Raw genomic sequence first — 24,155 nt, 5'->3', positions numbered from 1 at the left:
ACGCTCACAGCGCTTGCGCCATCGAACACAGCCACCGACCACGGAGCGCCTGAGATGTGGCTTTCACGGCTGCTCGCCGGATTCGTCGTCCTGCTCGTCGCCCTCACGGCTATCGGTAGCGTGGTCGTGCTCGCGCTGAACGCGCTCGTGCCGACGGTAGTTGCCGTCCTCATGTTGCTGGTCGTCGCCATCGGGGCGATGAGCGCCGTCGGCACGCGCTCGCGCCGGTGGCTGTCGAACCCCTACTGGTGACTCACTCGTCGCCGTCGGCCTCCCGCTCGCGGAGCTTCCGGCGCTGTATCTTCCCAGTAGTGGTCTGCGGGAGGCTCTCGACGAATTCGATGTCTCGTGGGTACTCGTACTTCGCCAGCCGCTCGCGCACGAGGTCCCGAATCTCCTCGCCCAGCGAGTCCGAGCCGTCGTCCGCAACCGGCTGCACGAACGCCTTGATGACCTCGCCGCGAGTCTCGTCGGGCACGCCGACGACGCCGACCTGCTCTACACCATCGTGGTCGAGAATCGCTCGCTCGACCTCGCCCGGTCCGACACGGTAGCCGCTCGTGATGATGACGTCGTCGTCGCGGGATTTGAACCAGAGATACCCCTCCTCGTCCCTGCTGCCGAGGTCACCAGTTAAATGCCAGTCGTCGACCGTGGCGTCGACGGTCTTTTCGGGTTCGTTCCAGTATTCCCGAAAGACGACTGGGTCGTCGCTACGCTTGACGGCGATTTCGCCCACCTCTCCTCGTTCGCGCTTCTCGCCGGTTTCGGGGTCGATGATTGCAACCTCGTGGCCCGGCGCTGGCTTGCCCATGCTGCCCGCTCGGGCCGGAAACCATCCCTGTCTATTGGTCACGAGCAGGTTCGCCTCGGTCTGGCCATAGAGTTCGTTGACCGCGACGCCAGCGAGTTCCTCGTCGGCCCAGTCGAGGATTTCTGGAGTGAGAGGTTCGCCGCCCGAACAGACCGCTTCGAGCGCGAGGTCGTACTTCGAGGGATTCTCAACGCCCATCAGCATGCGAATCGCGGTCGGTGGGACGAACGCTCCAGTGACGTCGAACTCGGCCATGAGCGCAAAGGCTTTCTCGGGGCCGAAGCCCTCCATCGGGTAGCCGACGACCGGTTGGCCGTAATGGAGTGCCGGAAAGACCAAGTCGCCGAGTGCGCCGATCCACGCCCAGTCGGCGGGCGTCCAGTAGACGCCGTCGAGGTCGCCCTCGAAGTACATCGAAAACGCCGGACAGTGGCCGACCCAGACGCCATGCGAGTGGAGCACGCCCTTCGGCGGGCCGGTCGAACCGCTGGTGTAGAGGATGACCGCGGGCGTGTCGGCGTCGGTGTCGGCCGGGTCGAAGCCCTCGCTTCCGAGGAGGTCAGCAAAGGCGAGCGCGCCGTCGGTCGGCTTTCCGGAATCCCCGACCGCGCCCGGCGTCGCCTCGACGACGTGCTCCAGCGAATCGCAGTCGGGGGCCACCTGCAAAGCCGTTTCCGTTACAGCAGGGTCGGTGACGACGACTTGCGCGCCGCTGTCGTCGAGGCGATAGCGCATCGAATCAGTTCCGAACAGCACCGATAGCGGGAGCGATATCGCGCCGAGTTTCCAGCACGCGAGATGCGTGAGCAGGTTTTCGGGCCGCTGTGGCAGGACGACCGCCACTCGGTTCCCGCTCTCGATTCCTCGCTCTTCGAGACCGTTCGCCAGTCGGTCCGAGAGCGTATCGAGGTCGCCGAACGTGTACGTTTCGCGGCGGCCGTCGGGATAGGCTTGATACAACGCCGGATCGTCCGGGTCGTGTTTCCTCACGAGGTCCGCTGCGAGATTGTAGCCGTCCGGGAAGTCCCACGCGAAGCGCTCGCGGGCCGTTTCGTAGCTTTCGCCGTCGAGTGTGAGTGTCCATGTCATGGTTGCTGTCCGTCGAGTGGTCACAAAACGGTTCGGTTCAGAGGAAGGCGAGCCGGCGCGAGTCGATGCCGACCTCGGCATCGGCGGGGGCATCGCGGTCGGCGAGCGCACGAACGAGGTCGGTTTGTGGCTCTCCACGGGCGGTGTTCGAGAGCGTCCACGAGGTTTCGTCTCCTTCCCCGTTGCCATTTTCACTCCACGCGATCCGCAACTGTGTCCGTCGGGTTCGAGTTCCCTCGCGCAGCCGAAGCGTCGTCAGCGACGATAGCGGTATCGTGAAGTTTCGGTCGTCGAGCGCGACGCACTCCTCGATTGTCGAACAGTCGTTGAGGTCGCTCCGCGTCGATTCGCCCATGTCGGCCCGCAGCAACAGCGAACTGAACGACTCGCCGGCGAAACAGCATCCGAGACTGTTCTCGCCGACGACCAGTTCCCAGAATTCGAGGGAGGTCGGCCGGTTGCGAAACCACTCGGTGAACCGTCCCGTGATGGGGTCGGCGGAGTTCTCGCTCATCGGTCCATGATGGCGGCGATGTCCTCCGGCACGCGCGCGTTCGATTGGGTCACGAGCGAGACGCCGACGAACGCGACGATGGCCGCGAGCAGCGCCGTGGCTCCAACGGGGAGACCACCGAACAAGGCACTATAAAACCCGCTGAGCGCGCCGCCGAACGCGGCCCCGGCGGTCTCGGCGATGCGCGGCACGGCACTGAAGACGATGTTGATGCCCATCCCGACGACCACCGCGGCGACAGCGCCCTCCTTCGTCGCACCCTTCCAGTTCATGCCGAGCGCGGCGACGGGGAAGATGGCGGCGGCGAAAAAGCCCCACCCGATGGTTCCGAGGATTCCCACTAGTTCGTCGGAGAAGAAGACGACGAGCGTGGCCATCACGGTCAGCCCCGCGAGCGCGGCCTGCGTGACTCGTAGCTCCGTTCGGTCGTCGTTGATGGACCGGCCGAACGCGCGCGGGATGTCACGAGAGATGGCCGCCGCGCCGATGTTGAGGAACGAGTCGCTGGTGGACATGATGGCCGCCAGCAGCGCGGCGAGAATCAGTCCGGCCACGACGCCGGGTGTGTATTCGAGGACGAACACCGGACCGGCAATCGAGGCGCTCGACGGGGCGCTCACCTCGCCGGCCTCGACCATCGAGCGCAACGAAAGTCCAGTAGAGAGCGCGAGCAGGCTCGACACCGCATACGAGATGGCGGCGATTGGCGCACCCCAACGGAGAATTTTGAGATTTCGGCTCATGTAGAACTTCGTGATGAGATGTGGTTGGCCGGCCGAACCGATGGAGAACATGATCCACCAGCCGAGCGCGCCGAAGATGGGGGTGGCGAGCGCCGTTTCGATGCCGAGCGTGCCGAACGGCGAAATCAGCGACGGATCGGCGCTGGCGAGGTTTCTGGAGATGTTGCCGATGCCGCCGCCGAAGGAGATGGCGAAGTAAAACACGATGACTGCGCCGACGATCATCGTGATGGCTTGGACGAAATCCGTCCAGACGCCGGCTATCATCCCGCCGAGCATGCTGTAGAGCAACAGGATGGCCGCGCCGCCGAACAGTCCCACGATGACTGGAATCCCGAAGATGGCGCGCATCACGTACTGGAGTGCGGCGAGGTTCGTGGCGAGGTAGGCGATGACGCCGATGACCACCGCGACCGCGGTCAGCCCGCGGACCCACGCGCTCTCGTAGCGGACGTACATCCCGTCGGCGAGCGTGAGCACGTCCCGCACGTCGGCGAGAATGCGCATCCGCTTTGCGAGGACGACCCACGTGACGACGAATCCCAATGGAGCAGTCAGGAAAATCCAGAAGGAGGTCGTCCCGTAGGCATAGATGAGTTCCGGGCCGCCGACGAAGCCAAAACCCGACTGGATGACCGAGAAGGCCGTCAGCGCGAGCACCCACGTACCGATTGATTTCCCCGTGATGAGGAAATCCGTCGTCGATTCCGTCTGGAGATAGCCCCACGCACCGATGGCGAGCACGATGAGCAGATAGACCGAGCCGAACAGCAGCACGAACGGGTCGTCGGCGACCGGAATCGCCTGTAGGGGTACCATTCAGTCATCACCCTCCTGTCGGGTTCGTTCAGGAACCAGCGGTAGTCGCCGTTCATCCTGTGCCGAACGCGCCCGCTGCATGATGCCATCCACGATATCGTCGCCACCGATGGCCGGGAAGCGAAACGAGTAGAGGATGGCTCCCAGCAGGGGAACGAGCCATATCAGGACGAGGTAGGCGAGCGTGGCCTGTGGAATTCCGAACAGATAGGTGTACTCCGTCTGACCCGGCGTCCACAGCAACCAGATGGCCGTCAGGCCGACGAGGAAGGTTCCCCCGAGCAGCGCCACCAACCCCTCATAGGGAGCGATATCGAACTCGCTGTTCCCCCGCTCGATGGACGAACTGGCGACGACCCCGACGATGAGCAGGGCGGCGATGTACGAGAGGATTCGATAGGTTCCTAACGCGGTGGCCACCAGTGCCCCGAGCGCCAGCAGGCCGATGGCCGACATCAGTACGTTACGCGGCATACTCGTTCGTCACCGAACGCCGTGATAAAATCCCATGTTGGAGTCCAAACACGAACGTGAACGGTCCATGGGATTCGGTTAGTCCTCGGTCGGTTCGGCGCTCGTCGGCGCGTCGGGGTCGTTCTCGGGACTCGATGGGTGGTAGTCGGTGTCGTACTCGCCCGTATCGCCGTCCATCCGGTCGGGATTGACGTTCCCACCCAAAAGCATGAAATCGACCATCGTGAGCGCGGCCATCGCCTCCACGACGGGCACGCCCCGCGGCGGGAGCACGGGGTCGTGGCGACCGATGACTTGGGCCTCCTTCTCCTCGCCGGTCTCCCAGTCGACGGTGGTCTGTTTCGTGGGAATCGAGGTCGGCGCGTGCAGCGTCACTTCGCCGGTGATTGGCTGGCCGGTCGTGATGCCGCCCTGCAACCCACCGTGGTCGTTACCGACCGGAACAGGGTCGCCGTCGTCGCTGAACGTCCAGTCTTCGTTGCGCTCGCTGCCCCGATAGTGCCGCGCCGCCCGCCCGAGTCCGAACTCGAAGCCCGTCGCGGCTGGTACGCTCATCATTGCTCGGCCGAGTCGCGCCGGCACGGAATCGAACCGTGGTGCGCCAAGCCCGCGGGGCGCGCCACGAATCTCGAAGGCGATGGCACCGCCGATGGAGTCGCCTTCCTCCTGGTACTGGTCGATCTCCGCGCGCATCCGCTCGGCCGTTGCGGGATGGGCACACCGGACATCGTTCTCCTCGACGTGCTCGCCCATCGCCTCGAAACTCACCTCGGGGGCCTCGATGTCGCCGATCTGGTTGACGTGTGCACGGATTTCGATGCCCTCGCTTCCGAGAATCTTCTTCGCAATCGCGCCGGCGGCGACCCAGTTCGCGGTCTCGCGGGCCGACGAGCGCCCGCCGCCGCCCCAGTTTCTGGTGCCGAACTTCGCCGAATAGGTGAAATCGCCGTGGCTGGGTCTGGGTGCGGTGATGAACGGCTCGTACTTCCCGGAGCGAGCGTCCTTGTTCTGGATGACCATCCCGATTGGCGTCCCAGTCGTAAAGCCGTCCTGCGTGCCGCTCTTGATGGCCACGGCATCGGGTTCACCACGGCTGGTCGTGATGTGGGACTGGCCGGGCTTTCGCCGGTCGAGGTCGCGCTGGATGTCCTCCTCGTCGAGTTCTAACCCCGCAGGACAGCCCGATACCGTGACGCCCATCGCCTCGCCGTGGCTCTCGCCGAAGGTCGTCACCCGGAAGAGCCGGCCGAACTCGTTGCCGTTCATGCTCTCATGATTGGCCTGCGGGGATTTGAAGGTTGCAATCCCACCTTTTTACTTCGGGTCCTCGCTCACTCGCTCCGCTCGTTCGCGGTACGGTCAACTGGCCTCCCGCTACCGCACCGCGACCGCCACATGCCTCCCCAACCGATTCGCCCCGCTCGTTTCACTCGCTCCGCTCATCCCTCGCACGCCGATGCGCGCTCGTGTGCTCACTTCGTTCGCACACGAGCGCGAGCGCGCGCCACCGCAACCGTCGTCACCACGCCGTCTCAAGCGTCTCCTCGATTTCCTCGACTGTCGGGTCGAACCCCTCGGGACCGTTGTCGATGAATCGGTCGCCGTGGACGGCTTCGGCGACGGCGGGGAGTGCCTCGCGTTCGATATCCTCGACCTCGCGGAGCCGAGCAGGCAATTCCATCCCGTCGCGCACCTCCCGCACGGCGTCGACGACCGCCGCAGCGGTGTCGCTCGCCCCGTCCACGTCGAGCGCCGCGGCGAGTGCGTCGCGGCGGCCATCGACTTCCGAAAAGAGCAGCTCCAGCACCAGTGGAGCCATCACCGCGTGGGCGATACCCTGCTGGATGCCCTGTGCGCGCAGGCCGTGACCGAAGGCGTGAATCACCGACAGCAGCCCCGGTCCGCCCGTCGCCCGGCCGTACTGGACGAGCACGATGCCCGCGACCGCACGCTCCATCACGGCCGGCTCGTCGGCAGGGAGTCGGGGCAGCGACTCGCCCAACAGCGTCAGTCCGCGGAGCGCGGGCGCGTCCGTCAACGGGTTCGCGTGCCGGGAGTACGGGAGTTCGAGACCCTTATCGAAGCCGTTCATCGCCGAACCGAACAGTGCCCCAGCGGGCGTGGTCTCGAAGAGGGTCGGGTCGTACGCCAGCGCGTCGGGCACGAGCGCCGCGTCGCCAAAGCCCGCGAGGAGGTCCTCGTCCTCCTCGTCGAACGTCACCGACCCACCGGTCGAGAGGTCCGCGCCCGCGAACGTCGTTGGCACAGCGATAAGCGGCGCGAGGTCTTCGTCTGGCACCGGAAGTGCATCCGTGTCGGCGGCGTGCGCGCGAAGTTCCTCGTAGGAGCGGCCGTCGGCCCGAATCGCTCGCATCGCCCGCGCGAGGTCGATGCTGCTGCCGCCCCCGACCGCGACGAGCGCGTCGGCGTTCGTCCCGTCCATTGCTTCGACGCCATCGACGGCACTCCGCGCCGATTTCGCGGGGGTAGTCTCGTCGAAGATACCCGCGAGTCGGTCGCCGAGACCCGCCTCGATTGGGTCCATCAGCGTGCGGTTCGCGCCGACGTTCGACCCACAGACCACGAGCGCACGCTCTGCGCCCGCGTCGGCGACCATCGCATCGAGGTCCGCAGTAGTGCCTCGGCCGAACGCGATTCGCCCCGCGGCGTTGTCGTACTCGAACGGCTCGATGGAGTCCATGCCCCAGAGACGACCGTGTGCGGGATAACGGTTGGTCCGGTCGCTACCGCGTCACCGCGGCCCCGAGGTCGGCAAGCACGTCGAAAAAGTCCGGAAACGAGACAGCGACGTGTTCGGCACCCGTGACGGTGGTCGTGCCCTCCGCGACCAGTCCGGCGACCGCGAGCGCCATCACGATACGGTGGTCGCCCCGGCCATCGACGCGTGCGCCCCGAAGGCTCGATTCGTCGCCATGTATCGTCAGTGAGTCCGCCCGCTCGGTGATGGACACGCCCATCGTTTCGAGTTCGTCGGCCATCGCGCTCACGCGGTCGGTTTCCTTGTAGCGGACGTGTTCGGCGTTCACGAGCCGCGTCTCGCCGTCGGCCACGGCTCCGAGGACGGCGAGCGTCGGGAGCAGATCGGGTGTGTCGCCGACATCGATTTCGGCACCCGAAAGCGGGGAGCGCGCGACCGAAATCACGCCATCGTCGCGGCTCCACAAGATGTCAGCGCCCATCCGTTCGAGGATGTCCACGATGGCGCTGTCGCCCTGTGCGCTCGGGTACGCACCTCGGACTTCGAGTCCCTCATCGGCTGCGAGCGCGCCGGCAGCGAGCAGATAGGACATCGAGGAGAAATCGCCCGGCACGCGATACTCGCCACCTGCATCGTAGGTCTGTCCACCCGCGACCGCGAATCCCGCCGTCGTGGCATCGGTTGCGACGCCGAAGTCGCCGAGTACCTCGCGGGTGATTTCGACGTACGGGGCGGACTTCAGCTCGGTTTCGAGGACGATGTCGATGCCGTCCGCCGAGCGCGCGCCGGCCATCAAGAGTGCGGTCACGAACTGCGAGGAGACGTCGCCGGGCATCGAAACACGTCCCCCCGCCACCGGACCGCCAACGACGAGCGGGGCCTGCCCGTTCGCGCGCGTGCTCTCGGCACGCCCCTCTAGACTCCGAATGGCCGACAGCAGCGGTCCGTGTGGGCGCGAGCGAAGCGATTCGTCGCCGGTGAGAACAGTCAAACCGTCGGCGAGCGCCGCCGTCGCGGTGACGAGGCGCATCGTCGTCCCGCTGTTGGCACAGTCGATGACGTCCTCCGGTGTGTGGGGGCGGCCGAACCCTCGAACCACGACGCCATCGCTGTCGTCGGTGAGTCCTTCGACACTCCCGCCGAAGCTCTCGACCGCGCGTGCAGTCGCGCGCGTGTCGGCGCTCACGAGCGGTCGTTCGATACGTGTTCGGCCGTCGGCGTAGCCTGCCGCCAGAATCGCCCGATGGGTGTAACTCTTCGACGGTGGTGCTCCGACCGCCCCGCCAATCGTGGAGGTGCCGACATCGGCGTTCATACCGACTCCTCGGACGGCGGCGGTATCAGACTGCCGACCACACCCGCGATTTCGGCTCGTGGTCCGACCACTTTCGACCGTTCGCACTCTCAGAGCGTGTACGAATCGAACCGCCGGGAGACGTAGCGGTAGGCAAGCGGCGGGGCGACGAGACCGAGCGCGAGCGCGACGGTGCCGCCGCCGACACGGAGCACCGACGCGCCGATGGCGACCGAGAGGTCAAGATAGCCGGTGACGAAGCCGATGAGACCGGAAAGGAGGGCCGCGACGCTCGGAATCAACGCGACCGCACTCCCGAGAGCGCCGACGGCCACCACGAGCGTATAGCAGGCGAAGGCGGTCTTGCTTGGGACCACCACTTCCCGACTCCGACTCACGCGAACCGTCCCGAAGCGCGGGAATCGCGTGCCAATGGCCAGCGCGAGCACTGGCCCGACGACACAGAGTACCGCGCTCACGGCCGCGAGCGTGACCCAACTCGCGGGGTCGAGCGGACTCAGGAACCCGGCGAGCGCCGTCGCCCCGACCACCAGCGGGAGTCCGATGGCAGTCACCGCGAGGACGTGTCCGCGAACGAACTGCCCGCCGCGAACCCCCGTCGTGAGCGTCACCGGCAGCAGCGCCCCCTCGTCGCCGAGCGGGTTGAGCGCCGCCGCGCCGACCGCCCACACCCCGTACAGCGCCAGCAGAATCGGCAACGAGGTGGGAATCTCGCCCGTGGTGAACGCCTGCTGGAGCGGCGCGAACAGGAAAAAGAGCGGGTAGACCACGTAGATGAGCCGTATCGGCGCGCGCCGCGTCCGTCGCCAGATTTTCGTCACGACTGCGCGCGTCGGTCCCGCGGCGACCCGCGAGAGAACGGTGGAGTCGGAATCGCTCTCCTCGTAGGTCCGCGTCCCCGGCTGCGCCCTATCAGCGTACCAGAGCCGCTCGGCCGCACGCACGTCGACAGCCAACAGTATTGGGACACCGACTGCGACCAGTGCGAGCGCGCCCGCTATCCGCACCGGCGACGGCGCGACACCGGGAACCCCGGCCACGAGCAGGTCGCCGAACCACGCCGTGGGGGAGGCCTGCAATAGCCCGAACAGTTCGACGAGGGCGCGCCCGAACGCCTCCGAGGAGACCGCGACGAAGTAGGCGATGAAGGCGACGACCGCGAGGACGGACTTGTATCGAGTCAGCAGTTCGGACTGGCCGATGACGATCTTGATGACGACACCCACGATGTGGCCCGCGAGCAGCGCCGTCACGAACACTGCGAGCAGTGCCACGACAATGGTGAGAACGGCCGCCGGTGCGCCGATGCCGAGTGCGAACGCCCCCGCCACCGCGACCACCGGCACCGCGGCGACCGACAGCACGCGCGCGGCCTCGGCCAGTACCAATCCTCCAAGGACATCGGGGGCCGGCACGGTCGTCAGCATACCCGCCTCGTGCTCGATGCGCGCGGTCTTGCCGACGGCGCGCTGTGCGATGAGAGCTACTGGTCCGAGCCACGCGAGCGCGAGCGCACCGCGCGCACCGTCGAGCACCGGCAGCGCGTCGAGAATCCGTTCGCCATAGGTATAGGCGGCGTAGCTTCCGCCGACGGTCGGCACTCCCACGAACAAAAGGAGAAAGACACCGAAGCCAAGCAGCTGCGTCTTGTTCTGCAACGTCGCGCGCAGACTTCGACGGTACTCGACGCGGGCGATGGCGAGGCTCGTATCGAGCGCCGGCCAGTTCATCGGGCCTCCGCCGGCCGCTCGCTCGTCACGTCGAGGAAGACGTCTTCGAGCGAGCGTTCTTCCTCGGCGCGATGGGTGAGTTGCTCGGGTGCATCCTCGGCGACCAGCGACCCTTCGTAGAGCACGCCGACCATGTCGGCGAGTCGCTCGACCACAGGAAGAATGTGCGTCGAGAGGAAGACGGTGGTGCCGCCGTCGGCGAGTTCGGTGATGAGGTCATAGACCGTGCGCGCGGCGCGCGGGTCGAGTCCCGATGTGGGTTCGTCGAGGAAGACCACGCTCGGCTCGTGGACGACCGCCTGAATCAGCGCCGTCTTCTGTTTCATCCCCTTCGAGTACGTACCCACCCGCTCGTTCGCGTCCTCGGCGAGGTCGAGACGCGAAAGCAGCGTCTCGATGCGGTCGTCCCGTTCGACGTCGCGGAGACCGGTGACGTAACGCAGCTGCTCGCGCGCGGTGAGTTCGTCGTACAGCGGCGGCTCCTCGGGCAGAAACCCGATCTCCGAGACCACTTCGTCGCGGTTCTCGATTGAGTGGCCGGCGACGCGGGCCGTGCCGCTCGTCGGGCGCACCAGCGTCGTCAGCATCCGCATGGTCGTCGTCTTGCCCGCACCGTTCGGACCCAAAAACCCATAGACCGACCCGGCAGGCACGGTGAGATCGACATCCGAGACCACGGCCGTCTCGTCGAAGCGCTTCGTCAGGTCCTCCGTTTCGATGGCGGGCGGCATACTAACCAATCAGTCAATCACGGCAAAAACATTTTCATCTGATGCGACCGGCCTGTGAACATCCGCACCGCACCGGCCATCGAACGGGTTTTCATCCACCGGTACGAACCCCCGCTGTGACCGCAACCGAGTGGCAGCGCGCGCTCGACGAGGCCGGCGAACTCGACTCGTCCATCACCGAGCGCATCATCGACACGCACGGCGACCGCGGGGTTCGGGCCATCGAGGCGGTCGCCGAACGGCGCGTCAAGCAGTACCTCGATTTCACCGTCGTGGTGGGCCACACCGACGAGTACGTCGTCGAGGGCGGCGGCTGCACCTGCAAGGACTCGGCCTACAACCTCGATGCCGACGACGAGAGCCAGCGCTGCTGGCACGTCCTCGCCGCCGATATCGCCCGCCGGGTCGGCGCGCTCGACCACCACGAGATGTGGTACTCCGAGGTCCGCGAGTTCCTCTGAAACCCCACCTTTTACTTCGGGGCATCGCGCTTGCTCACTCCGTTCGCTCGCGCTCAACCCCTCGCAAAAATCTGGACCAAAAACTCCCGCTCGCAAACCGTGCGAGCGGCCAACCGCGCTCACTCCGTTCGCGCGGATACTGCACTTTCCGCACCCGACACCGCAACCGCACCGCAGAAGCCCTCGACCACTCACTCCGTTCGTGGTCTCGCCCTTCATCCACCGAGGAATCGCACCCGCCGCTACCGCACCCGTCGCCGCACCGCTGCTACCGCACCGCGGCCGCCACCGCAGCCACACCGCGCGCTATCCGAACATGATGTCGTGGCGGTCCTGTGGCTCGGCCGCTTCGAGGTGCTGGCTCAGGCCCTCGTAGTAGTTCTTGACCTCGGCGGCGAACGTTTCGAGCGGCTCGGTGTCGATATCGAGGTCATAGACCGTGCGCACGCCCTCGATGAGCCGGAGCGCGGCCTCGATGTCCGGTCCTTGACTGTGGACCGGCGTCGTGAGAATCCCGGTGGCGAGGTCGCTTTCCATCCCACGCTGCATCAGACTCGCGTTCACCCCATCGAGGAACCCCTCGGTCATCGGCGGTAGCTCCGCCTCGGAGAGCCGGCGCTCCTGGTAGTCCTCGGAGGCGACGTAGAACACCCGATGGCCGTCCGGCCCGTGCGGAATCGGAATCCCCGACAGCACTGTGACCTCCGAAACGTCGTTCGCTTCCGTCCACTCCAAAAGTGCCGTGCTGAACGCCTCGGCGGCGAAGGGTGGGATGAACAAATCCCCCACCAACACCGTGACGTCGAGACCGTCACGCGAGAACAGTCGCGTGTGATGGCGCGGCGTGCCGTTCTCGAAGGGCGTAATCGTCGGCAGTTGGTCGACGGTGACGTGGCCGCGCTCTTCGAGGTCGAGGTGGTCGACGATATAGTCGACGGCGGTGAGACCGGCGAGACCGAACGTCGAGAACCCGGCGATGAGGGTTTCGGCCGCCGGCTCCGCCTCCTGCTCGACGTGGAACGATGGCCCGTCCAGTGCTGGCTGCTGTGACATACGCCCCCTTCGCCCGGCGGTGTGTTAACCGTTGGCGTCGGGCTGGTGAACCACGGTGGTCGATGGTTTCCGGAACACGAATCACAGTCACCGTACGAAAACCGGCACGCGCGCCGATGTCGTCCGGACTGCGGCGGCGACCCATCCAGAACGGTTTTTCGCTCACGGTGGCTAGGGCGGCCGTGCTCTGCGTTCTCTCGGATACCCACGGCACGGACGGCCATCGCCTCGACGGCTCCCTCCTCGATGCCGTCCGCGAGGCCGAACTGGTCGTCCACGCCGGCGATTTCACGACCGAGCGCGTTCTCGACGCCTTCGAAGCCGAGTGCGCCGACCTCCGGGCCGTTCATGGCAACAACGCCACACCGGCCGTCCGCGAGCGTCTGCCCGGCGAATGCGTTTTCGACCACGATGGTCTCTCCATCGCGCTCACCCACGGCGACGAGCGCGACGAGACTGCATTGGGCCTGTTCGGCCGGCAGGAGGGCGCGGACCTCGTGGTTTCCGGCCACTCACATCAGCCGGGCGTCACCGACACGGGCGACGTCACCCTCCTGAATCCGGGCAGTCACGCCGACCCGCGGTGGTATCGGCCGGCCTACGCGGAACTTGCCATCGAGAAGGGTCACGTCGAGGGGCGGCTCCGCGAGCCTGACGGCGAGGGTTTCGAGGAGTTTCGGGTACGACTGTGAACGGCCCGAAACGGATTTAGGCGGCGGTCGGCTACCGCTCGCATGGCCTTCGGTATCGACCCGGTATTGCTCGCGCTGCTGGCGGTCATCCTGCTGGTATTTTTCGGCTTTTACCTCCTCATCCGGCGCACCGCGACGGCCTTCCGCGAGGGGGCCGAGCGTGGCCGTCGCTAGTTCGTCGCCCGCCTGACGCCCTCGATTGCCTTCTCGATATCGTCGCCATCGACGTCCCAGTGGGTACACAGCCGCACGATGTGCTCGCCGAAGGCCGACGCGCGCACGCCCTCCTCGACAACCCGTTCGACGAACGCCTCGGCTGGCTCTCGGGTCTCGACGAGGACGATGTTCGTGTCGGGCGTGTCGACGCTGAGTCCGTCGATGGCGTCGAGTCCCACCGCGAGCGTCCGGGCGTTTGCGTGGTCGTCGGCGAGACGCTCGACGTTTGCGAGCGCTTTCAGTCCGGGCGCGGCAATGATGCCGGCTTGGCGCATCCCGCCACCCAGAAGCTTCCGGTTGCGGCGTGCGCGGGCGATGAACGCCTCGCTACCGGCGAGCATCGAGCCGACGGGCGCGCCGAGACCTTTCGAGAGACAGAACATTACGGAGTCGATGTTTTCGAGCAGTCGCGGCGCTGGCGTGTCGAGTGCGACGCTCGCGTTGAACAGGCGTGCGCCGTCGACGTGGACAGGGATATCGTGCTCGTGGGCGGCTGCGGCGGCCGCGTCGATCTCCTCGGCGATGATGGCGACGCCACCCCTCCGGTTGTGGGTGTTTTCGAGCGCCAGTAGTCCAGTGCCGGGCCGGTGAGCGCTTCGCTCGACGAATTCCTCGTGAACGTCTTCGGGGCTGATGACGCCGCGCTCGCCGCCGTCCACAGGACGAACTTGCAGTCCTGAGAGCTGGGCGAGACCGCCGACCTCCCAGTTGTAGATGTGGCTCGTGCGCTCACAGAGCAGTTCGCTTCCCCTGTGGGTGTGGGTGCGTGCGGCGATTTGATTGCCCATCGTTCCGGTCGGCACGTAGAGAGCGGCGTCCATGCCGACGGCCGCTGCGGCGCGGGCTTCGAGGTCGTTTACTGTGGGGTCCTCGCCGTAGACGTCGTCGCCGACCTCGGCGGTCCGGGCCGCCTCGCGCATCGCGTCGTCGGGCCGTGTCACCGTGTCGCTTCGGAGGTCTATCACGGTCTCCGTACCGCTCCGGGCGTCAAATACTCCGCGTCATCCTCGCCGTACTCGCCATGTTCCGTCGAACCCGACCCGAAGCCTGCGGGCCGTCACCAGCAGGCACAACCGATAACATCACAAGTCGTGTACTTCGATACGATGGTGGAGTTGGCCACCGAACTGCCCGGACAGTCCCTCTCGGTGAGCGACATCGAGCATCTCCGCGAACGCCCGGGGGTGCGAAGCGTCATCGAACTCCCGACCGGCCGCGAACACCGCCACGACGTGACCAGCACCGCGACCGTCCTCATCGGAACGGAAGTGCTGTATCTCACGCTCGATTCCGACCAGGAGCGGTGGCGTCAGCACGTGTTGGCGCGCAATGCCGACAGACGGGAGCTACTCGAAGCGACGCTCGACCAGCTCGACGGCTCCGGCAACGACACGCCGCCGAACGGTGAGTAGGGACAGAGGGCGAGTTCGACTCGAAACGGCGGCCGTCCTCGTTCGGACTACGGCCGGATGTAGGCGTAGCCGTCGTTCTGTAGCCGGGTGAGTTCGCCGACACCCGACGAGACGGTCTCGACGCCGTCGACGAGGTCCGATTCGTCGAGGTCGAACATGGCGAGCGTGTTCGAACACGCTTTGACCGACACGCCGTCCTCGACGAGTGCTCGCACGCGGTCGCTCTCGTCGCCCTCTTTGGTCACCGGGTCGATACCTTCGGCCTGTGCGAGCACCGCGATGTCGTCCATCTCGATGCTGTCGTCCTCGGTGAGGTTCTCGGCGAGCGTGAGCGCGAGGTCCTGTTCGTCCGCGCTGCCGCCGATGAGGTGAAACACCGTCTTGTTGTCTTCGAGCACGCCTCGGACGAGGGCTGCCAGCGGGGAATATCCATCGTCGTCGGGCACCTTTGCCGCGTTCACTCCGCCGCAACGTCCGCACACGCCTTCATCACGACCTTGCTCAGCGCGGGGTGGGCGTGAATCAGCGTGTTTGCGAGGGCATCGGTACCCAATCCGTGACGGACGGCGGGGGTCACCTCGTGGAGCAGCGTCGAGGCCTCGTGGCCGATGATGTGACAGCCGAGAATCTCATGACTACTGGGGTCGGCGAGCACCTTCACGAACCCCTCGTCGAGTTTCAGCGCCCGGCTCATCGCCGTATCGGTGAAGGCGGCCCGCCCGACGACGTATTCCCGTCCATCGTCTTCGAGCGCCGCCTCGGTCTCGCCGACCGCGCCGATCTGCGGTTCGGTGAAGACCGCGTGCGGCAGGGCGGTGAAATCCGCCTTCCGTCCCTCGTCGCGGGCGACGTTCGCGGTCATGATTTCACCCTCGTAGTCGCCCGAGTGTTTGAACATCCCGTTGTCCGCGATGTCACCCATCGCCCAGACGTTTTCGACGCTTGTCTCCAACTCTTCGTCGGTCGCGATGAAGCCCGCGTCGGTCGTTGCGACGCCCGTCGCGTCGAGGTCGATGCTGTCGGTGTTCGGCCGGCGACCCAGCGCCACGAGCAGTTCGTCGCCCGTCACCTCGATTTCCTCGCCCGCCTCCGATTCGGCGGTCACGGTGAGTTCGCCGTCGGATTCGGTGACTTCGGTGGCGCGATAGCCGGTTCGCACCTCGTGGCGCTCGCGGGCGATGTCGGTGAAGGCTTCGGCGACATCGGTGTCCTCGCGGGAGACGAGCGTGTCCTCCATCTCGATGAGTGTCACGTCGGTGCCGAACGCGTCGAAGTAGTAACCGAGTTCGGCGGCGATGTAGCCGCCGCCGAGCGCCACCAACCTGTCCGGCGGTTCTTCGAGTCGGATGGCGTCGTCGCTGGTCATGAAATCCACATCGTTGAGTCCGTCGATGGCGTCGGGAACCACGGGCGTGCTCCCGGCCGCGATGACGATCCTCTCGCCCGTGTGCGTCTCGCCGCTTGCGGTCTCGATGGTGTGGTCGTCGACGAATCGGGCTTCCTCCTGAAACAGCGTCAGATTGTCCTCCTCGCGTTTGTTCGACTCCTTTCTCGCCGCGGCCTCGGCGAGTTCCTCGTTCACCTCGCGGACGAACTCGCCGAAGTGGACCTCCTCGATGGTGGTCTCGATGCCGAAGTCCGCGGCCGCGCGGACGCTGTTGAGCGTGTTCGCGTGCTGGATGAGCATCTTCGAGGGGTTGCAACCGCGGTTGAGACACAACCCCCCGAGCGGTCCGCGCTCGACGAGTGCGGTCTCCAATCCCGCGTCAGCCGCCGCCGAGGCGACCGTGTTGCCGGTGCCGCCGCCGAAGACGATGCAGTCGAAATCAACCATTGCGAGTTCGATAACGATGGGGACGGATAAATGGCTTCGCCGCGCCCCGAGCGTTTTGTATGCCGAGCACGTAGTCTCTGCGTGGCACAGGACGACATCGATTCGATAACCGGACTGCCCGACGAACTCGACATCGAGGGCGACCTCGCACGGGCCGAACAGCGCGTCTCGATTCGAACCGACGAACGACGCTATGGCAAAGCCATGACCATCGTCGAGGACATCGATACCGAGACGGTCGACGTCTCGGAGCTCGCCTCCGAACTCAAAAGCCAACTCGCCACCGGCGGCACCGTCGACGACGGCCGCATCGAGTTACAGGGCGACCACACCGACCGCCTGCCGGAACTCCTCGAAGACCGCGGGTTCAGCCTCGCGGAGTAACCGCCGGAGTCTGCCACGGCAGGCCAAAGCTACAACTGAATCCCCGTCCTCCGTGGGTACATGGAGCGCACCAATCCGGCCACCGGCGACGAGCTTGACCCCATCGAGGGGCACAGTCGAGAGGACATCGACGCCGCGCTCGCCGCCGCGGACGATGCCTTCGAGGAGTGGCGCGAGGTGCCAATCGGCGAGCGCCAGCGACTCATCGGCAACGCCGCCGACGTGCTCCGCGCAAACAAGGACGAATACGCCGAGTTGATGACCCGGGAGATGGGCAAACCCATCGACGGGGCCGTCGCGGAGGTCGAGAAATCGGCGTGGGCCTGCGAGTATTACGAAGAGAACGCCGACGAACATCTCCAGGACGAGGTCATCGGCAGCGACCCCGAGACGAAGACCTACGTCTCCCACGAGCCGCTCGGCCCGGTGCTGGCAGTGATGCCGTGGAACTACCCGTTCTGGCAGGTCTTCCGGTTCATCGCGCCCCACATCACCGCCGGCAACGTCGGTCTCCTGAAGCACGCCTCGAACGTCCCGGGCGTCGCCCAAGCCATCGAGGACGTCATGCTGGAGGCGGGTTTTCCTGAAGGAGTCTTCCAGTCGCTCATCATCCGTTCGGACCCAATCGAGGACATCATCCGCGACGACAGATTGGCGGCCGTGACGCTCACCGGCAGCGAGGCCGCGGGCCGGGCGGTCGCCGAGACGGCGGGCAGCGAAATCAAGAAATCAGTGTTGGAACTCGGCGGCAACGACCCGTTCGTGGTGCTCGACGACGCCGACGTCGAAACCGCCGCCGCCGTCGGTGCGGGCGCGCGCACCCTCAATTCCGGGCAGTCCTGTATCGCCGCCAAACGCTTCATCGTCCACGAGGACGTCCACGACGAGTTCGTCGAGCAGTTCGTCGCCGAGATGGATGCCCTCACCGTTGGCGACCCGACCGAGGAGCAGACCGACATCGGCCCGCAGGCCCGTGAGGACCTCATGGACGACCTCCACGACCAAGTCGAACGCACAGTCGAAGCGGGCGCGACCTGCGAACTCGGTGGCGAACCGCTTGAGCGAGACGGCTTTTTCTATCCGCCGACGGTGCTCACCGGGGTACCGCGCGACGCGGCGGCGGCCAACGAGGAAGTGTTCGGTCCCTCGGCTTCGGTCTTCGAGGTCGGTAGCGAGGAGGAGGCCATCGACCTCGCCAACGACATCGACTACGGACTCGGCGCATCGGTCTGGACCGACGATCTGGACCGCGGCGAGCGCTTCGCCCACGCCTTCGAGGCCGGGATGACCTACGTCAACCAACTCGTGAAATCCGACCCACGACTCCCTTTCGGCGGCGTCAAGGACTCGGGCTACGGCCGTGAACTCGCCAAACGGGGCATCCGCGAGTTCGTCAACGAGAAGACCGTCTGGGTGCAGTCGGCCGACGAGCACTGACGAGCCTCGAAAGGGTTTTTCGTCGTGCGTACAATATTCCATACGAATGACGCTCCCCATCGACCCGACCGAACTCGATGACGAGGACGTCGGGGTGAAGCGGACGACTCTCGATATGGACCACGAAGAGGCTGTCGAGCACGTCCGCGAGACCTTCACCGACGCCGGTTTCGGGATTCCCGTCGAGTTCTCGCCGTCGGAGTTGCTCAACGAGAAAGTCGATGCCGGCCGCGACCCCTACTATGTGCTCGGCGCGTGCAATCCCGCCATCGCCGACCGCGCGCTCGACGCCACCGACAAGCGGATGGGTGGACTGTTCCCGTGCAACGTCGTCGTCTGGGAAGCAGAACCGGGTGTGCAGACCGTTTATCACGTCTCAATCATGCGCATCGCCCGCCTCGTCGGGATGGCTCCGGACGACGAGGAAATGGCTGGCATCATCGAAGACACCGGCGACCTCGCCGACGAGGCCTTCGAGGCGCTCTGATGGGTCATCACACCTTCGATATCGACGGCGCGGACAAGCTGGAAGAGGCCGAGCGGCGCTATCGGTACGTCTCCAGCGAGGAGTTGCTCTGGGCACTCGCACCCACGTCCGGGGACACGATTGCGGACCTCGGCAGCGGCACGGGGTTCTTTACCGACGACATCGCCCCGCACGCCGACACGATGTACGCGGTCGACGTTCAGGGGGCGATGCACGACTACTACGAAGAGAAGGGAATGCCCGAGAACGTCGAGCCGGTAACGACCGGCATCGAGGCGTTGCCCTTCGAAGACGATTCTATCGACGCCGCCTTCTCGACGATGACCTATCACGAGTTCGCGAGCGACGACGCGCTCGCCGAAATCCATCGCGTGCTCGCTCCCGATGGACGCCTCACTATCGTCGACTGGAGCGCGGCGGGCACCGGCGAGAACGGCCCGCCGCTCGACGAGCGCTACACCGTCGAGACCGCTGTCGAAAACCTCCGCGACCACGGCTTCGCCGTCGATCACGCATTCACGCGACCGGAAACCTATCTCGTGGTCGCCACCGCCGAGTAGTCAGCCGAGCTGGTCGGCGACCACGGCGTCGGCACGCTCGACGAATCGCTGCTCGTGACCCTTCGGAATCGTGGCCCCCGCAGCCACGTCGTGACCGCCGCCGTCACCGCCGAGCGCTCGCGCGACCTCGCCCATCACCGTCGAGAGGTCGAGACCCGCCCGGACCAACCGGTGGGTGCCGCGCGCCGAGACCTTGCTTTCGCTCTCGCTTTTGGCCGCAAAGGCGATGACCGGCCGGTCGCCACGCAGTGCGTCCGTGCCGAGCGCCATCCCGGCAACGATGCCGACGATGGTCTCGCGGATGCGGTCGCCGGCATCGAACCACTGGACGTGCTCGCCCTGCGTGACGCCCTCGCGTTTCACCCAGTCGAGACCCGTCGCGAGGTTCTTCCGGTGGTTCGTGAGCAGCGTTCTGGCCTCGTCGAGCGCCCCGCCGCGGTCGCCGCGACAGACCGCAAGCCCGACGTCGGCCCGCTCGTAGCGCGCGGTCGCGTTGAGCAGCGTCGCAAACTCGCTTGCGTCGCGCAGCTCCGTGCCCTCCTGTTCACCTGTGAGCGTGTAGGTCGTCCCGACGAGGTCGTCGATGCGGTTCGCGGGGACGCCGCGCGCGACCGCCCGCTGCAACAGCGCGCTCGCCACTTCCTGTCGCTCGTCGCTCGTCAAATCGACCCAGCGCCGCCAGCCCCTATCACTTTCGAGGTCGATGTCGAGGTCCGAGAGAAGGCCGACCGCGCCGCGCTCGCTGCCCGAGATGCCGGGAATCCGGACGTCGTTGGCGTATTCGAGGAGTTTCGGCAGCGGACGGCTCTGCTTGCCGTAGAGCGCGAGGTCGGTCGTCTCGGCGAGCACACCCGCTTCGACGCCCTCGGCGACGATCTCTCGATTTGCGCCGACGAGTTCACCGCTTGAGTCTTGCATGTCGCCGACCGCGCCGACGACCGCCAGCGCCGCCAGATCGCGGTTGTCCGCTTGCGGTTCGTCGCTTCGCTCCCCTCCGCTCGCTCTCTCCGAGGCACGTAGCGCCTCGCTACCCAACGCCCGCGCGAGGACGTAGGTGGTTCCGGCTCCCGATAGCTCGGTCGCGCCGTTGAGTCCCTCAAGCAGGGGGTTCAGGTGGAACTCGGTCTCGGCGTCGGCCGGCTGGTGGTGGTCGGCGATGACCGGCGTGAACGCGCCCGCCGCCTCGTGGTCGGTGATGATATCGAGCTGGCCGCTGCCGAAATCGGTGAAGAGCACGGTATCGAAATCCGTCTCGGCGATGCGTTCGAGTGCGTCGTCGTCGAGCTGTTTCTCGAACACAGTTTCAAAGCGGATGTCGGCGCGAGAGAGCGCCTCGGCGGCGATGGCCGCGCTCGTCAGTCCGTCGGCGTCGATGTGCGAGGCGAGCAGCACCCGCTCGGCGCGAGCGAGGCGCTCGGCGCAGGCCATCGCGCGCGCGTCGAGCGCTGGAATCGGTCCACCCATCGTCGTCGGGTACGGCACAATCGTGTTTAAACCTCCGGACCGAGCTGTGGACACGCAAAATTCGACTGGCGGCCGTGCGCGCGGTCACGCCTCCGGCGCGACTCGTGCAAGGTCTGCGCGAGCTCAGCGAGTGCAGGCTCGTCAGAGTGGTTCGGAAGACGCTACGCGTCTTCTGTCATCACGGAAAAGCTTCGCTCTTCCGGACGACTTCGCTCTGACGGTGGATGAGCGAACGAGCGAAGTCGTTCGAAAGGCGCGCAGCGCCTTTCGTGATGACGAGACGCCGGAGGCGTCTCGAACCACGAACGAGCGAATCGGCTGGGGAGGGTGTGGCCGCCGCGGTGCGTGGCGGTCGTCCGCGGTTTCACTACGAACGAAACGGTGGCAAGACCCGCCCGCTGAATCGCGATGCAGTCGATCTCGTCGCCTACTCCGACAACTGCCCGACGGTCTCGCGCGCGAGCGTCTCGAACGAGGCGGTTTCTGGGACGACGTCGACGCTGATGCCCTCGCGCTCGGCGGTCGTCCGCGTCGGCTCGCCGATGGCACCCACGACCGCGCCGTTCAGCCCGGCGACGGCGGCCTCGCGCACGCCCCGCTCGACGGCGGCCGCGAGGAAGTTTTCGACCGTGAGCGAGGAGGTGAACAGCGCGCCCGCGAGATCGCCGCTCGCCGCCAGCGCGGCCGACTTCCCTGTCTCGGGCGGGCGGCGCAGCTCGTAGAGGACCGTTTCGTGAACGTACGCACCGGCGCGTTCGAGCCCGTCGGTGAGCGTCGGCGAGCCGTGCGTGCTCCGGGCGACCTCACAGCGTGCGCCCGCGATCTCGTCTTCGAGGTCGGCGACCAGTCCCGTCGAGGAGAACTCAGCCGGCACGCGGTCGACCTCGTAGCCCGCCGCGCGCAGCGCCGCCGCCGTGGCGTCGCCGATGGCACACAGCACGCCATCGGACTGCCAGCCCGCTGCCGCGGCGATCTCGACGCCGGTTTTGCTCGTGAGCACGGTGTAGTCGGCGTCGGTCCGCGGCGTCTCGCCCGTGGCTTCGACCGCGAGCATCGGGTCGAGAACCGGCTCGACGCCGAGCGATGCGAGCAGCTCGCCCGCGCGTTCGAGGCGCTCGTCGTCCGGCCGGAAGGCGGCGACGTTCATCACTCGGCCTCCCGGAGCTGTTCGCGCTCGCCAACGACCTGTCCGATGACCGTGACCGCGGGCGGTTCGATATCTTCGCGCTCGGCGACATCGACGATGGTTTCGAGCGTTCCCGTCGCCACCCGCTGGTCGGGTCGGCTCGCGCGCTCGACGAGCGCGACCGGGGTTTCACCACTCATCCCTGCCTTCCGCAGCGCTGCGGTGTAATCGGGGAGCTTGCCGACACCCATCAGGACGACGATGGTACCTCCGGTGGCGGCGAGCGCGTCCCAGTCCACGGCCGATTCCGCTTTCGTGGGGTCCTCGTGACCGGTGACGAACGACACGGTCGAGGCGTGTTCGCGGTGGGTCGTGGGAATACCGGCGAGTGCGGGCGCGGCGAGTGCCGAGGTGACGCCAGGCACGACCTCGAAATCGACGCCGTGGGCGGCGAGGTGGGCCATCTCTTCGCCACCGCGGCCGAAGACGAACGGGTCGCCACCCTTCAATCGCACCACCTGCTTTCCGTCGTTGGCGAGTTCGACCAGCCGCTCGTTGGTGTACTCCTGACTGGTGCGGTCGCCGCCGGCGCGCTTGCCGACGTCCTCGCGTTTGTCCTCGGGAATCGTATCGAGGATATCGGGACCCGGCAGTTTGTCGTGGAGCACCACGTCGGCCGCGTCGATGCGCCGGCGCGCCTTTATCGTGAGGAGTTCGGGGTCGCCCGGACCGCTGCCGACGAGGGACACAGTACTATTCATTCGGCTCGTTTCGCCTCCCCCTCGGTCTCGCGGGCCTGTGCGATGAGGTCGGCCGCGCCTTCCTCGGCGAGGTCGGCGGCGAACTCGCTGGCGGCCTCGGGATGGCGCTCGACGGGAAGGTCCCGCGTCGCGCTCACCTCCTCACGACCGTCCTCGCTCAGCACGCGGACTGCCGTGTGGACGTACTCGCCTTGGACGACCGCGTACGCGCCCATCGGGGCGACGCAGCCACCGCCGAGTTCCTCCAGAATCACGCGCTCGACGGTCGTCTCGACGCGCGTGCGTGGGTGGTCGATTGCTTCGTTGACCGTCCCGGCGAGCGCGCCGTCGGGGGCAGTCACCGCGAGCGCGCCCTGTCCGGGGGCCGGGACGAATCTCTCGGGAGGGAGTTCCTGCATATCGAGTCCGCGCTTCAATCCTGTGCGTTCGAGTCCCGCCGCCGCGAGCACGATGGCATCGAACTCTTCATCCACTTCGCGTTCGAGCGCTCGCCGCTCGATTTCGCGCAGGTCGTCGAACCACTCCTGTGGCGTGCGCTCGAACTCGTCATCACCCTCCTCGTCGGCTTCCATCCGTTTTTCGTGCTCGCGCTGGCGATGCGGTGCGAGGAGTTTCTCGATGCGGGTATCGACGTTGCCCCTGAGCGGTTCGATATTCAGGTCGGAGCGGGCGGCGAGCGCCTCGGCCTTCCGCCGGAGGCTCGACGTGCCGACGGTCGCGCCCTCCGGGAGTTCTTCGAACCTCGTGCCGTCGGGTGTGACGAGCACGTCGCCCGGGGTCGCCCGTTCTGGCACGCCCGCGACGACCAGTTCGTCCATGCCTTCGGTCGGAACGTCCTTCATCGAGTGAACGGCGGCGTCGCAGTCACCATTCAGAACCTCCTCGTCGAGCGCGCGAACGAACGCCCCCGTTTTTCCGAGGCGATGGATGAGTTCGTCGCGTATCTGGTCGCCGGTGGTCTCGACTTCGACGAGTTCGACCGTCCGACGGCGCGATTCGAGACGCTCCTTGACGCCGGCGGCCTGCCGGCGCGCGAGGTCCGACCCCCGCGTCGCCAGCCTGATGGCTCCCTCGTGTGTGCTCATGCCCACACTCGGGTGGCTGGGTTCATACCCCCTTCGAGAGGCGGCTCGCGCATCGGGGCCATCGGTGAACTGGCTGCCGGCGCTGCCGCCGGCCGGCGGCGGTTGCGGTGCGGTGGCTGCGCGGTTGCGGTTCCTCGGTGGATGAAGGGCGAGCGAACGAAGTGAGCGAGGGCTTCTGCGGTGCGGTTGCGGAAAGTGTAGCATCCGCGCGAACGGAGTGAGCGCGGTTCGCCGC

26 protein-coding genes are annotated in these 24,155 nt (G+C 66.5%); 9 read left to right on the top strand and 17 right to left on the bottom strand.

Translation table 11 applies throughout. The features are described 5' to 3' along the window. The first annotated feature begins 54 nt into the window (after positions 1-54). Complete coding sequence (locus ACQUQO_RS12555) at positions 55-252, top strand: hypothetical protein (protein WP_435078361.1); 198 nt, start codon at positions 55-57, stop codon at positions 250-252. A 1-nt stretch (position 253) separates the two neighbouring features. On the opposite strand, the gene ACQUQO_RS12550 is transcribed toward ACQUQO_RS12555, so the two are convergent. From ACQUQO_RS12550 to ACQUQO_RS12510, 9 genes are all read right to left on the bottom strand, one after another. Continuing rightward, positions 254-1,903 (bottom strand): AMP-binding protein, encoded by a 1,650-nt coding sequence (locus ACQUQO_RS12550; RefSeq protein ID WP_435078360.1) that lies wholly within the window; start codon positions 1,901-1,903, stop codon positions 254-256. Between the two features lie 37 nt (positions 1,904-1,940). After that, positions 1,941-2,417, bottom strand: coding sequence for a hypothetical protein (locus tag ACQUQO_RS12545; protein ID WP_435078359.1), 477 nt, complete (start codon positions 2,415-2,417; stop codon positions 1,941-1,943). Beyond that, the gene (locus ACQUQO_RS12540; protein ID WP_435078358.1) at positions 2,414-3,979 is read right to left on the bottom strand and encodes a sodium/proline symporter; all 1,566 of its coding nucleotides are present in this window, start codon (positions 3,977-3,979) and stop codon (positions 2,414-2,416) included. Before ACQUQO_RS12540 ends, ACQUQO_RS12545 begins: the two co-directional genes overlap by 4 nt. After that, a complete protein-coding gene (locus tag ACQUQO_RS12535; RefSeq protein ID WP_435078357.1) occupies positions 3,980-4,453 on the bottom strand; it encodes a hypothetical protein in 474 nt (157 codons plus the stop codon). A gap of 78 nt (positions 4,454-4,531) precedes the next feature. Then, positions 4,532-5,719, bottom strand: coding sequence for a chorismate synthase (aroC, locus tag ACQUQO_RS12530; protein WP_435078356.1), 1,188 nt, complete (start codon positions 5,717-5,719; stop codon positions 4,532-4,534). A gap of 253 nt (positions 5,720-5,972) precedes the next feature. Further along, positions 5,973-7,154: an iron-containing alcohol dehydrogenase family protein gene (locus ACQUQO_RS12525; protein ID WP_435078355.1), complete on the bottom strand. Its 1,182-nt coding sequence runs from the start codon at positions 7,152-7,154 to the stop codon at positions 5,973-5,975. 43 nt (positions 7,155-7,197) lie between these two features. Beyond that, complete coding sequence (aroA, locus tag ACQUQO_RS12520) at positions 7,198-8,487, bottom strand: 3-phosphoshikimate 1-carboxyvinyltransferase (protein WP_435078354.1); 1,290 nt, start codon at positions 8,485-8,487, stop codon at positions 7,198-7,200. An 89-nt stretch (positions 8,488-8,576) separates the two neighbouring features. After that, positions 8,577-10,217: a hypothetical protein gene (locus tag ACQUQO_RS12515; protein WP_435078353.1), complete on the bottom strand. Its 1,641-nt coding sequence runs from the start codon at positions 10,215-10,217 to the stop codon at positions 8,577-8,579. Beyond that, positions 10,214-10,948, bottom strand: a complete 735-nt coding sequence (locus tag ACQUQO_RS12510; protein ID WP_435078352.1) for an ABC transporter ATP-binding protein — start codon at positions 10,946-10,948, stop codon at positions 10,214-10,216. Before ACQUQO_RS12510 ends, ACQUQO_RS12515 begins: the two co-directional genes overlap by 4 nt. A 116-nt stretch (positions 10,949-11,064) precedes the next feature. On the opposite strand from ACQUQO_RS12510, the gene ACQUQO_RS12505 reads away from it, so the two are divergent. Continuing rightward, complete coding sequence (locus ACQUQO_RS12505) at positions 11,065-11,409, top strand: hypothetical protein (protein WP_435078351.1); 345 nt, start codon at positions 11,065-11,067, stop codon at positions 11,407-11,409. 306 nt (positions 11,410-11,715) lie between these two features. On the opposite strand, the gene ACQUQO_RS12500 is transcribed toward ACQUQO_RS12505, so the two are convergent. Continuing rightward, the gene (locus ACQUQO_RS12500; protein WP_435078350.1) at positions 11,716-12,462 is read right to left on the bottom strand and encodes a proteasome assembly chaperone family protein; all 747 of its coding nucleotides are present in this window, start codon (positions 12,460-12,462) and stop codon (positions 11,716-11,718) included. A gap of 182 nt (positions 12,463-12,644) precedes the next feature. Between ACQUQO_RS12500 and ACQUQO_RS12495 the strand changes: the two genes are divergently transcribed. Further along, on the top strand, positions 12,645-13,154 hold the full coding sequence (locus ACQUQO_RS12495) for a metallophosphoesterase (protein WP_435078349.1): 510 nt from the start codon (positions 12,645-12,647) through the stop codon (positions 13,152-13,154). 42 nt (positions 13,155-13,196) lie between these two features. Further along, positions 13,197-13,328 carry a hypothetical protein gene (locus tag ACQUQO_RS12490; protein WP_435078348.1) on the top strand — a complete coding sequence of 44 codons (132 nt, stop codon included), beginning with the start codon at positions 13,197-13,199 and terminating at the stop codon, positions 13,326-13,328. Here ACQUQO_RS12490 and ACQUQO_RS12485 read toward each other — a convergent pair. Beyond that, the gene (locus ACQUQO_RS12485; protein WP_435078347.1) at positions 13,325-14,335 is read right to left on the bottom strand and encodes a threonine aldolase family protein; all 1,011 of its coding nucleotides are present in this window, start codon (positions 14,333-14,335) and stop codon (positions 13,325-13,327) included. The two genes, ACQUQO_RS12490 and ACQUQO_RS12485, sit on opposite strands and share 4 nt — an antisense overlap. A gap of 141 nt (positions 14,336-14,476) precedes the next feature. Here ACQUQO_RS12485 and ACQUQO_RS12480 point away from each other — a divergent pair, with 141 nt between their 5' ends. After that, positions 14,477-14,782 carry a hypothetical protein gene (locus ACQUQO_RS12480; protein WP_435078346.1) on the top strand — a complete coding sequence of 102 codons (306 nt, stop codon included), beginning with the start codon at positions 14,477-14,479 and terminating at the stop codon, positions 14,780-14,782. Positions 14,783-14,829: 47 nt separating this feature from the next. Here ACQUQO_RS12480 and ACQUQO_RS12475 read toward each other — a convergent pair whose 3' ends face one another. Next, a complete protein-coding gene (locus ACQUQO_RS12475) occupies positions 14,830-15,180 on the bottom strand; it encodes a DsrE family protein (protein ID WP_435078372.1) in 351 nt (116 codons plus the stop codon). Between the two features lie 59 nt (positions 15,181-15,239). After that, positions 15,240-16,616, bottom strand: coding sequence for a dihydrolipoyl dehydrogenase family protein (locus ACQUQO_RS12470; protein ID WP_435078345.1), 1,377 nt, complete (start codon positions 16,614-16,616; stop codon positions 15,240-15,242). A gap of 81 nt (positions 16,617-16,697) precedes the next feature. Between ACQUQO_RS12470 and yciH the strand changes: the two genes are divergently transcribed. From yciH to ACQUQO_RS12450, 4 genes are read left to right on the top strand one after another with little or no spacing between them, the layout of a single operon-like run. Continuing rightward, positions 16,698-17,000: a stress response translation initiation inhibitor YciH gene (gene yciH, locus ACQUQO_RS12465; protein WP_435078344.1), complete on the top strand. Its 303-nt coding sequence runs from the start codon at positions 16,698-16,700 to the stop codon at positions 16,998-17,000. Positions 17,001-17,060: 60 nt separating this feature from the next. Beyond that, positions 17,061-18,437, top strand: a complete 1,377-nt coding sequence (locus ACQUQO_RS12460; protein ID WP_435078343.1) for an NAD-dependent succinate-semialdehyde dehydrogenase — start codon at positions 17,061-17,063, stop codon at positions 18,435-18,437. Between the two features lie 46 nt (positions 18,438-18,483). Further along, positions 18,484-18,924, top strand: a complete 441-nt coding sequence (locus ACQUQO_RS12455) for a DUF302 domain-containing protein (RefSeq protein WP_435078342.1) — start codon at positions 18,484-18,486, stop codon at positions 18,922-18,924. Beyond that, positions 18,924-19,484, top strand: coding sequence for a class I SAM-dependent methyltransferase (locus tag ACQUQO_RS12450; RefSeq protein WP_435078341.1), 561 nt, complete (start codon positions 18,924-18,926; stop codon positions 19,482-19,484). The genes ACQUQO_RS12455 and ACQUQO_RS12450 overlap by 1 nt, the downstream gene beginning before the upstream one ends. Here ACQUQO_RS12450 and ACQUQO_RS12445 read toward each other — a convergent pair whose 3' ends face one another. The 4 genes from ACQUQO_RS12445 to hemC form a co-directional block, all read right to left on the bottom strand. Continuing rightward, positions 19,485-20,948, bottom strand: coding sequence for a DHHA1 domain-containing protein (locus ACQUQO_RS12445; RefSeq protein WP_435078340.1), 1,464 nt, complete (start codon positions 20,946-20,948; stop codon positions 19,485-19,487). 427 nt (positions 20,949-21,375) lie between these two features. Next, the gene (locus ACQUQO_RS12440; RefSeq protein WP_435078339.1) at positions 21,376-22,095 is read right to left on the bottom strand and encodes a uroporphyrinogen-III synthase; all 720 of its coding nucleotides are present in this window, start codon (positions 22,093-22,095) and stop codon (positions 21,376-21,378) included. After that, positions 22,095-22,835, bottom strand: a complete 741-nt coding sequence (gene cobA / locus ACQUQO_RS12435) for a uroporphyrinogen-III C-methyltransferase (protein ID WP_435078338.1) — start codon at positions 22,833-22,835, stop codon at positions 22,095-22,097. Before cobA ends, ACQUQO_RS12440 begins: the two co-directional genes overlap by 1 nt. After that, a complete protein-coding gene (hemC, locus tag ACQUQO_RS12430) occupies positions 22,832-23,920 on the bottom strand; it encodes a hydroxymethylbilane synthase (RefSeq protein WP_435078337.1) in 1,089 nt (362 codons plus the stop codon). Before hemC ends, cobA begins: the two co-directional genes overlap by 4 nt. Positions 23,921-24,155: the final 235 nt, after the last annotated feature.

It is taken from the genome of Halococcus sp. AFM35, assembly GCF_051195015.1.
Lineage (GTDB): Archaea > Halobacteriota > Halobacteria > Halobacteriales > Halococcaceae > Halococcus.
The sequence above is the reverse complement of the archived record's forward strand: the minus strand, read 5'-3'. Positions and strand labels throughout refer to the sequence as shown.

What these genes read in the sequence shown, in the direction of transcription:
- ACQUQO_RS12450 (WP_435078341.1), top strand. Translation starts at nt 18,924, where the DNA reads ATGGGTCATCACACCTTCGATATCGACGGCGCGGACAAGCTGGAAGAG.
- aroC (WP_435078356.1), bottom strand. Translation starts at nt 5,719, where the DNA reads ATGAACGGCAACGAGTTCGGCCGGCTCTTCCGGGTGACGACCTTCGGC.
- ACQUQO_RS12510 (WP_435078352.1), bottom strand. Translation starts at nt 10,948, where the DNA reads ATGCCGCCCGCCATCGAAACGGAGGACCTGACGAAGCGCTTCGACGAG.
- cobA (WP_435078338.1), bottom strand. Translation starts at nt 22,835, where the DNA reads ATGAATAGTACTGTGTCCCTCGTCGGCAGCGGTCCGGGCGACCCCGAA.
- ACQUQO_RS12480 (WP_435078346.1), top strand. Translation starts at nt 14,477, where the DNA reads ATGGTGGAGTTGGCCACCGAACTGCCCGGACAGTCCCTCTCGGTGAGC.
- ACQUQO_RS12540 (WP_435078358.1), bottom strand. Translation starts at nt 3,979, where the DNA reads ATGGTACCCCTACAGGCGATTCCGGTCGCCGACGACCCGTTCGTGCTG.
- ACQUQO_RS12470 (WP_435078345.1), bottom strand. Translation starts at nt 16,616, where the DNA reads ATGGTTGATTTCGACTGCATCGTCTTCGGCGGCGGCACCGGCAACACG.
- ACQUQO_RS12525 (WP_435078355.1), bottom strand. Translation starts at nt 7,154, where the DNA reads ATGGACTCCATCGAGCCGTTCGAGTACGACAACGCCGCGGGGCGAATC.
- hemC (WP_435078337.1), bottom strand. Translation starts at nt 23,920, where the DNA reads ATGAGCACACACGAGGGAGCCATCAGGCTGGCGACGCGGGGGTCGGAC.
- ACQUQO_RS12445 (WP_435078340.1), bottom strand. Translation starts at nt 20,948, where the DNA reads ATGGGTGGACCGATTCCAGCGCTCGACGCGCGCGCGATGGCCTGCGCC.
- ACQUQO_RS12460 (WP_435078343.1), top strand. Translation starts at nt 17,061, where the DNA reads ATGGAGCGCACCAATCCGGCCACCGGCGACGAGCTTGACCCCATCGAG.
- ACQUQO_RS12555 (WP_435078361.1), top strand. Translation starts at nt 55, where the DNA reads ATGTGGCTTTCACGGCTGCTCGCCGGATTCGTCGTCCTGCTCGTCGCC.
- ACQUQO_RS12490 (WP_435078348.1), top strand. Translation starts at nt 13,197, where the DNA reads ATGGCCTTCGGTATCGACCCGGTATTGCTCGCGCTGCTGGCGGTCATC.
- ACQUQO_RS12535 (WP_435078357.1), bottom strand. Translation starts at nt 4,453, where the DNA reads ATGCCGCGTAACGTACTGATGTCGGCCATCGGCCTGCTGGCGCTCGGG.
- ACQUQO_RS12440 (WP_435078339.1), bottom strand. Translation starts at nt 22,095, where the DNA reads ATGAACGTCGCCGCCTTCCGGCCGGACGACGAGCGCCTCGAACGCGCG.
- ACQUQO_RS12545 (WP_435078359.1), bottom strand. Translation starts at nt 2,417, where the DNA reads ATGAGCGAGAACTCCGCCGACCCCATCACGGGACGGTTCACCGAGTGG.
- ACQUQO_RS12500 (WP_435078350.1), bottom strand. Translation starts at nt 12,462, where the DNA reads ATGTCACAGCAGCCAGCACTGGACGGGCCATCGTTCCACGTCGAGCAG.
- ACQUQO_RS12550 (WP_435078360.1), bottom strand. Translation starts at nt 1,903, where the DNA reads ATGACATGGACACTCACACTCGACGGCGAAAGCTACGAAACGGCCCGC.
- aroA (WP_435078354.1), bottom strand. Translation starts at nt 8,487, where the DNA reads ATGAACGCCGATGTCGGCACCTCCACGATTGGCGGGGCGGTCGGAGCA.
- ACQUQO_RS12515 (WP_435078353.1), bottom strand. Translation starts at nt 10,217, where the DNA reads ATGAACTGGCCGGCGCTCGATACGAGCCTCGCCATCGCCCGCGTCGAG.
- ACQUQO_RS12455 (WP_435078342.1), top strand. Translation starts at nt 18,484, where the DNA reads ATGACGCTCCCCATCGACCCGACCGAACTCGATGACGAGGACGTCGGG.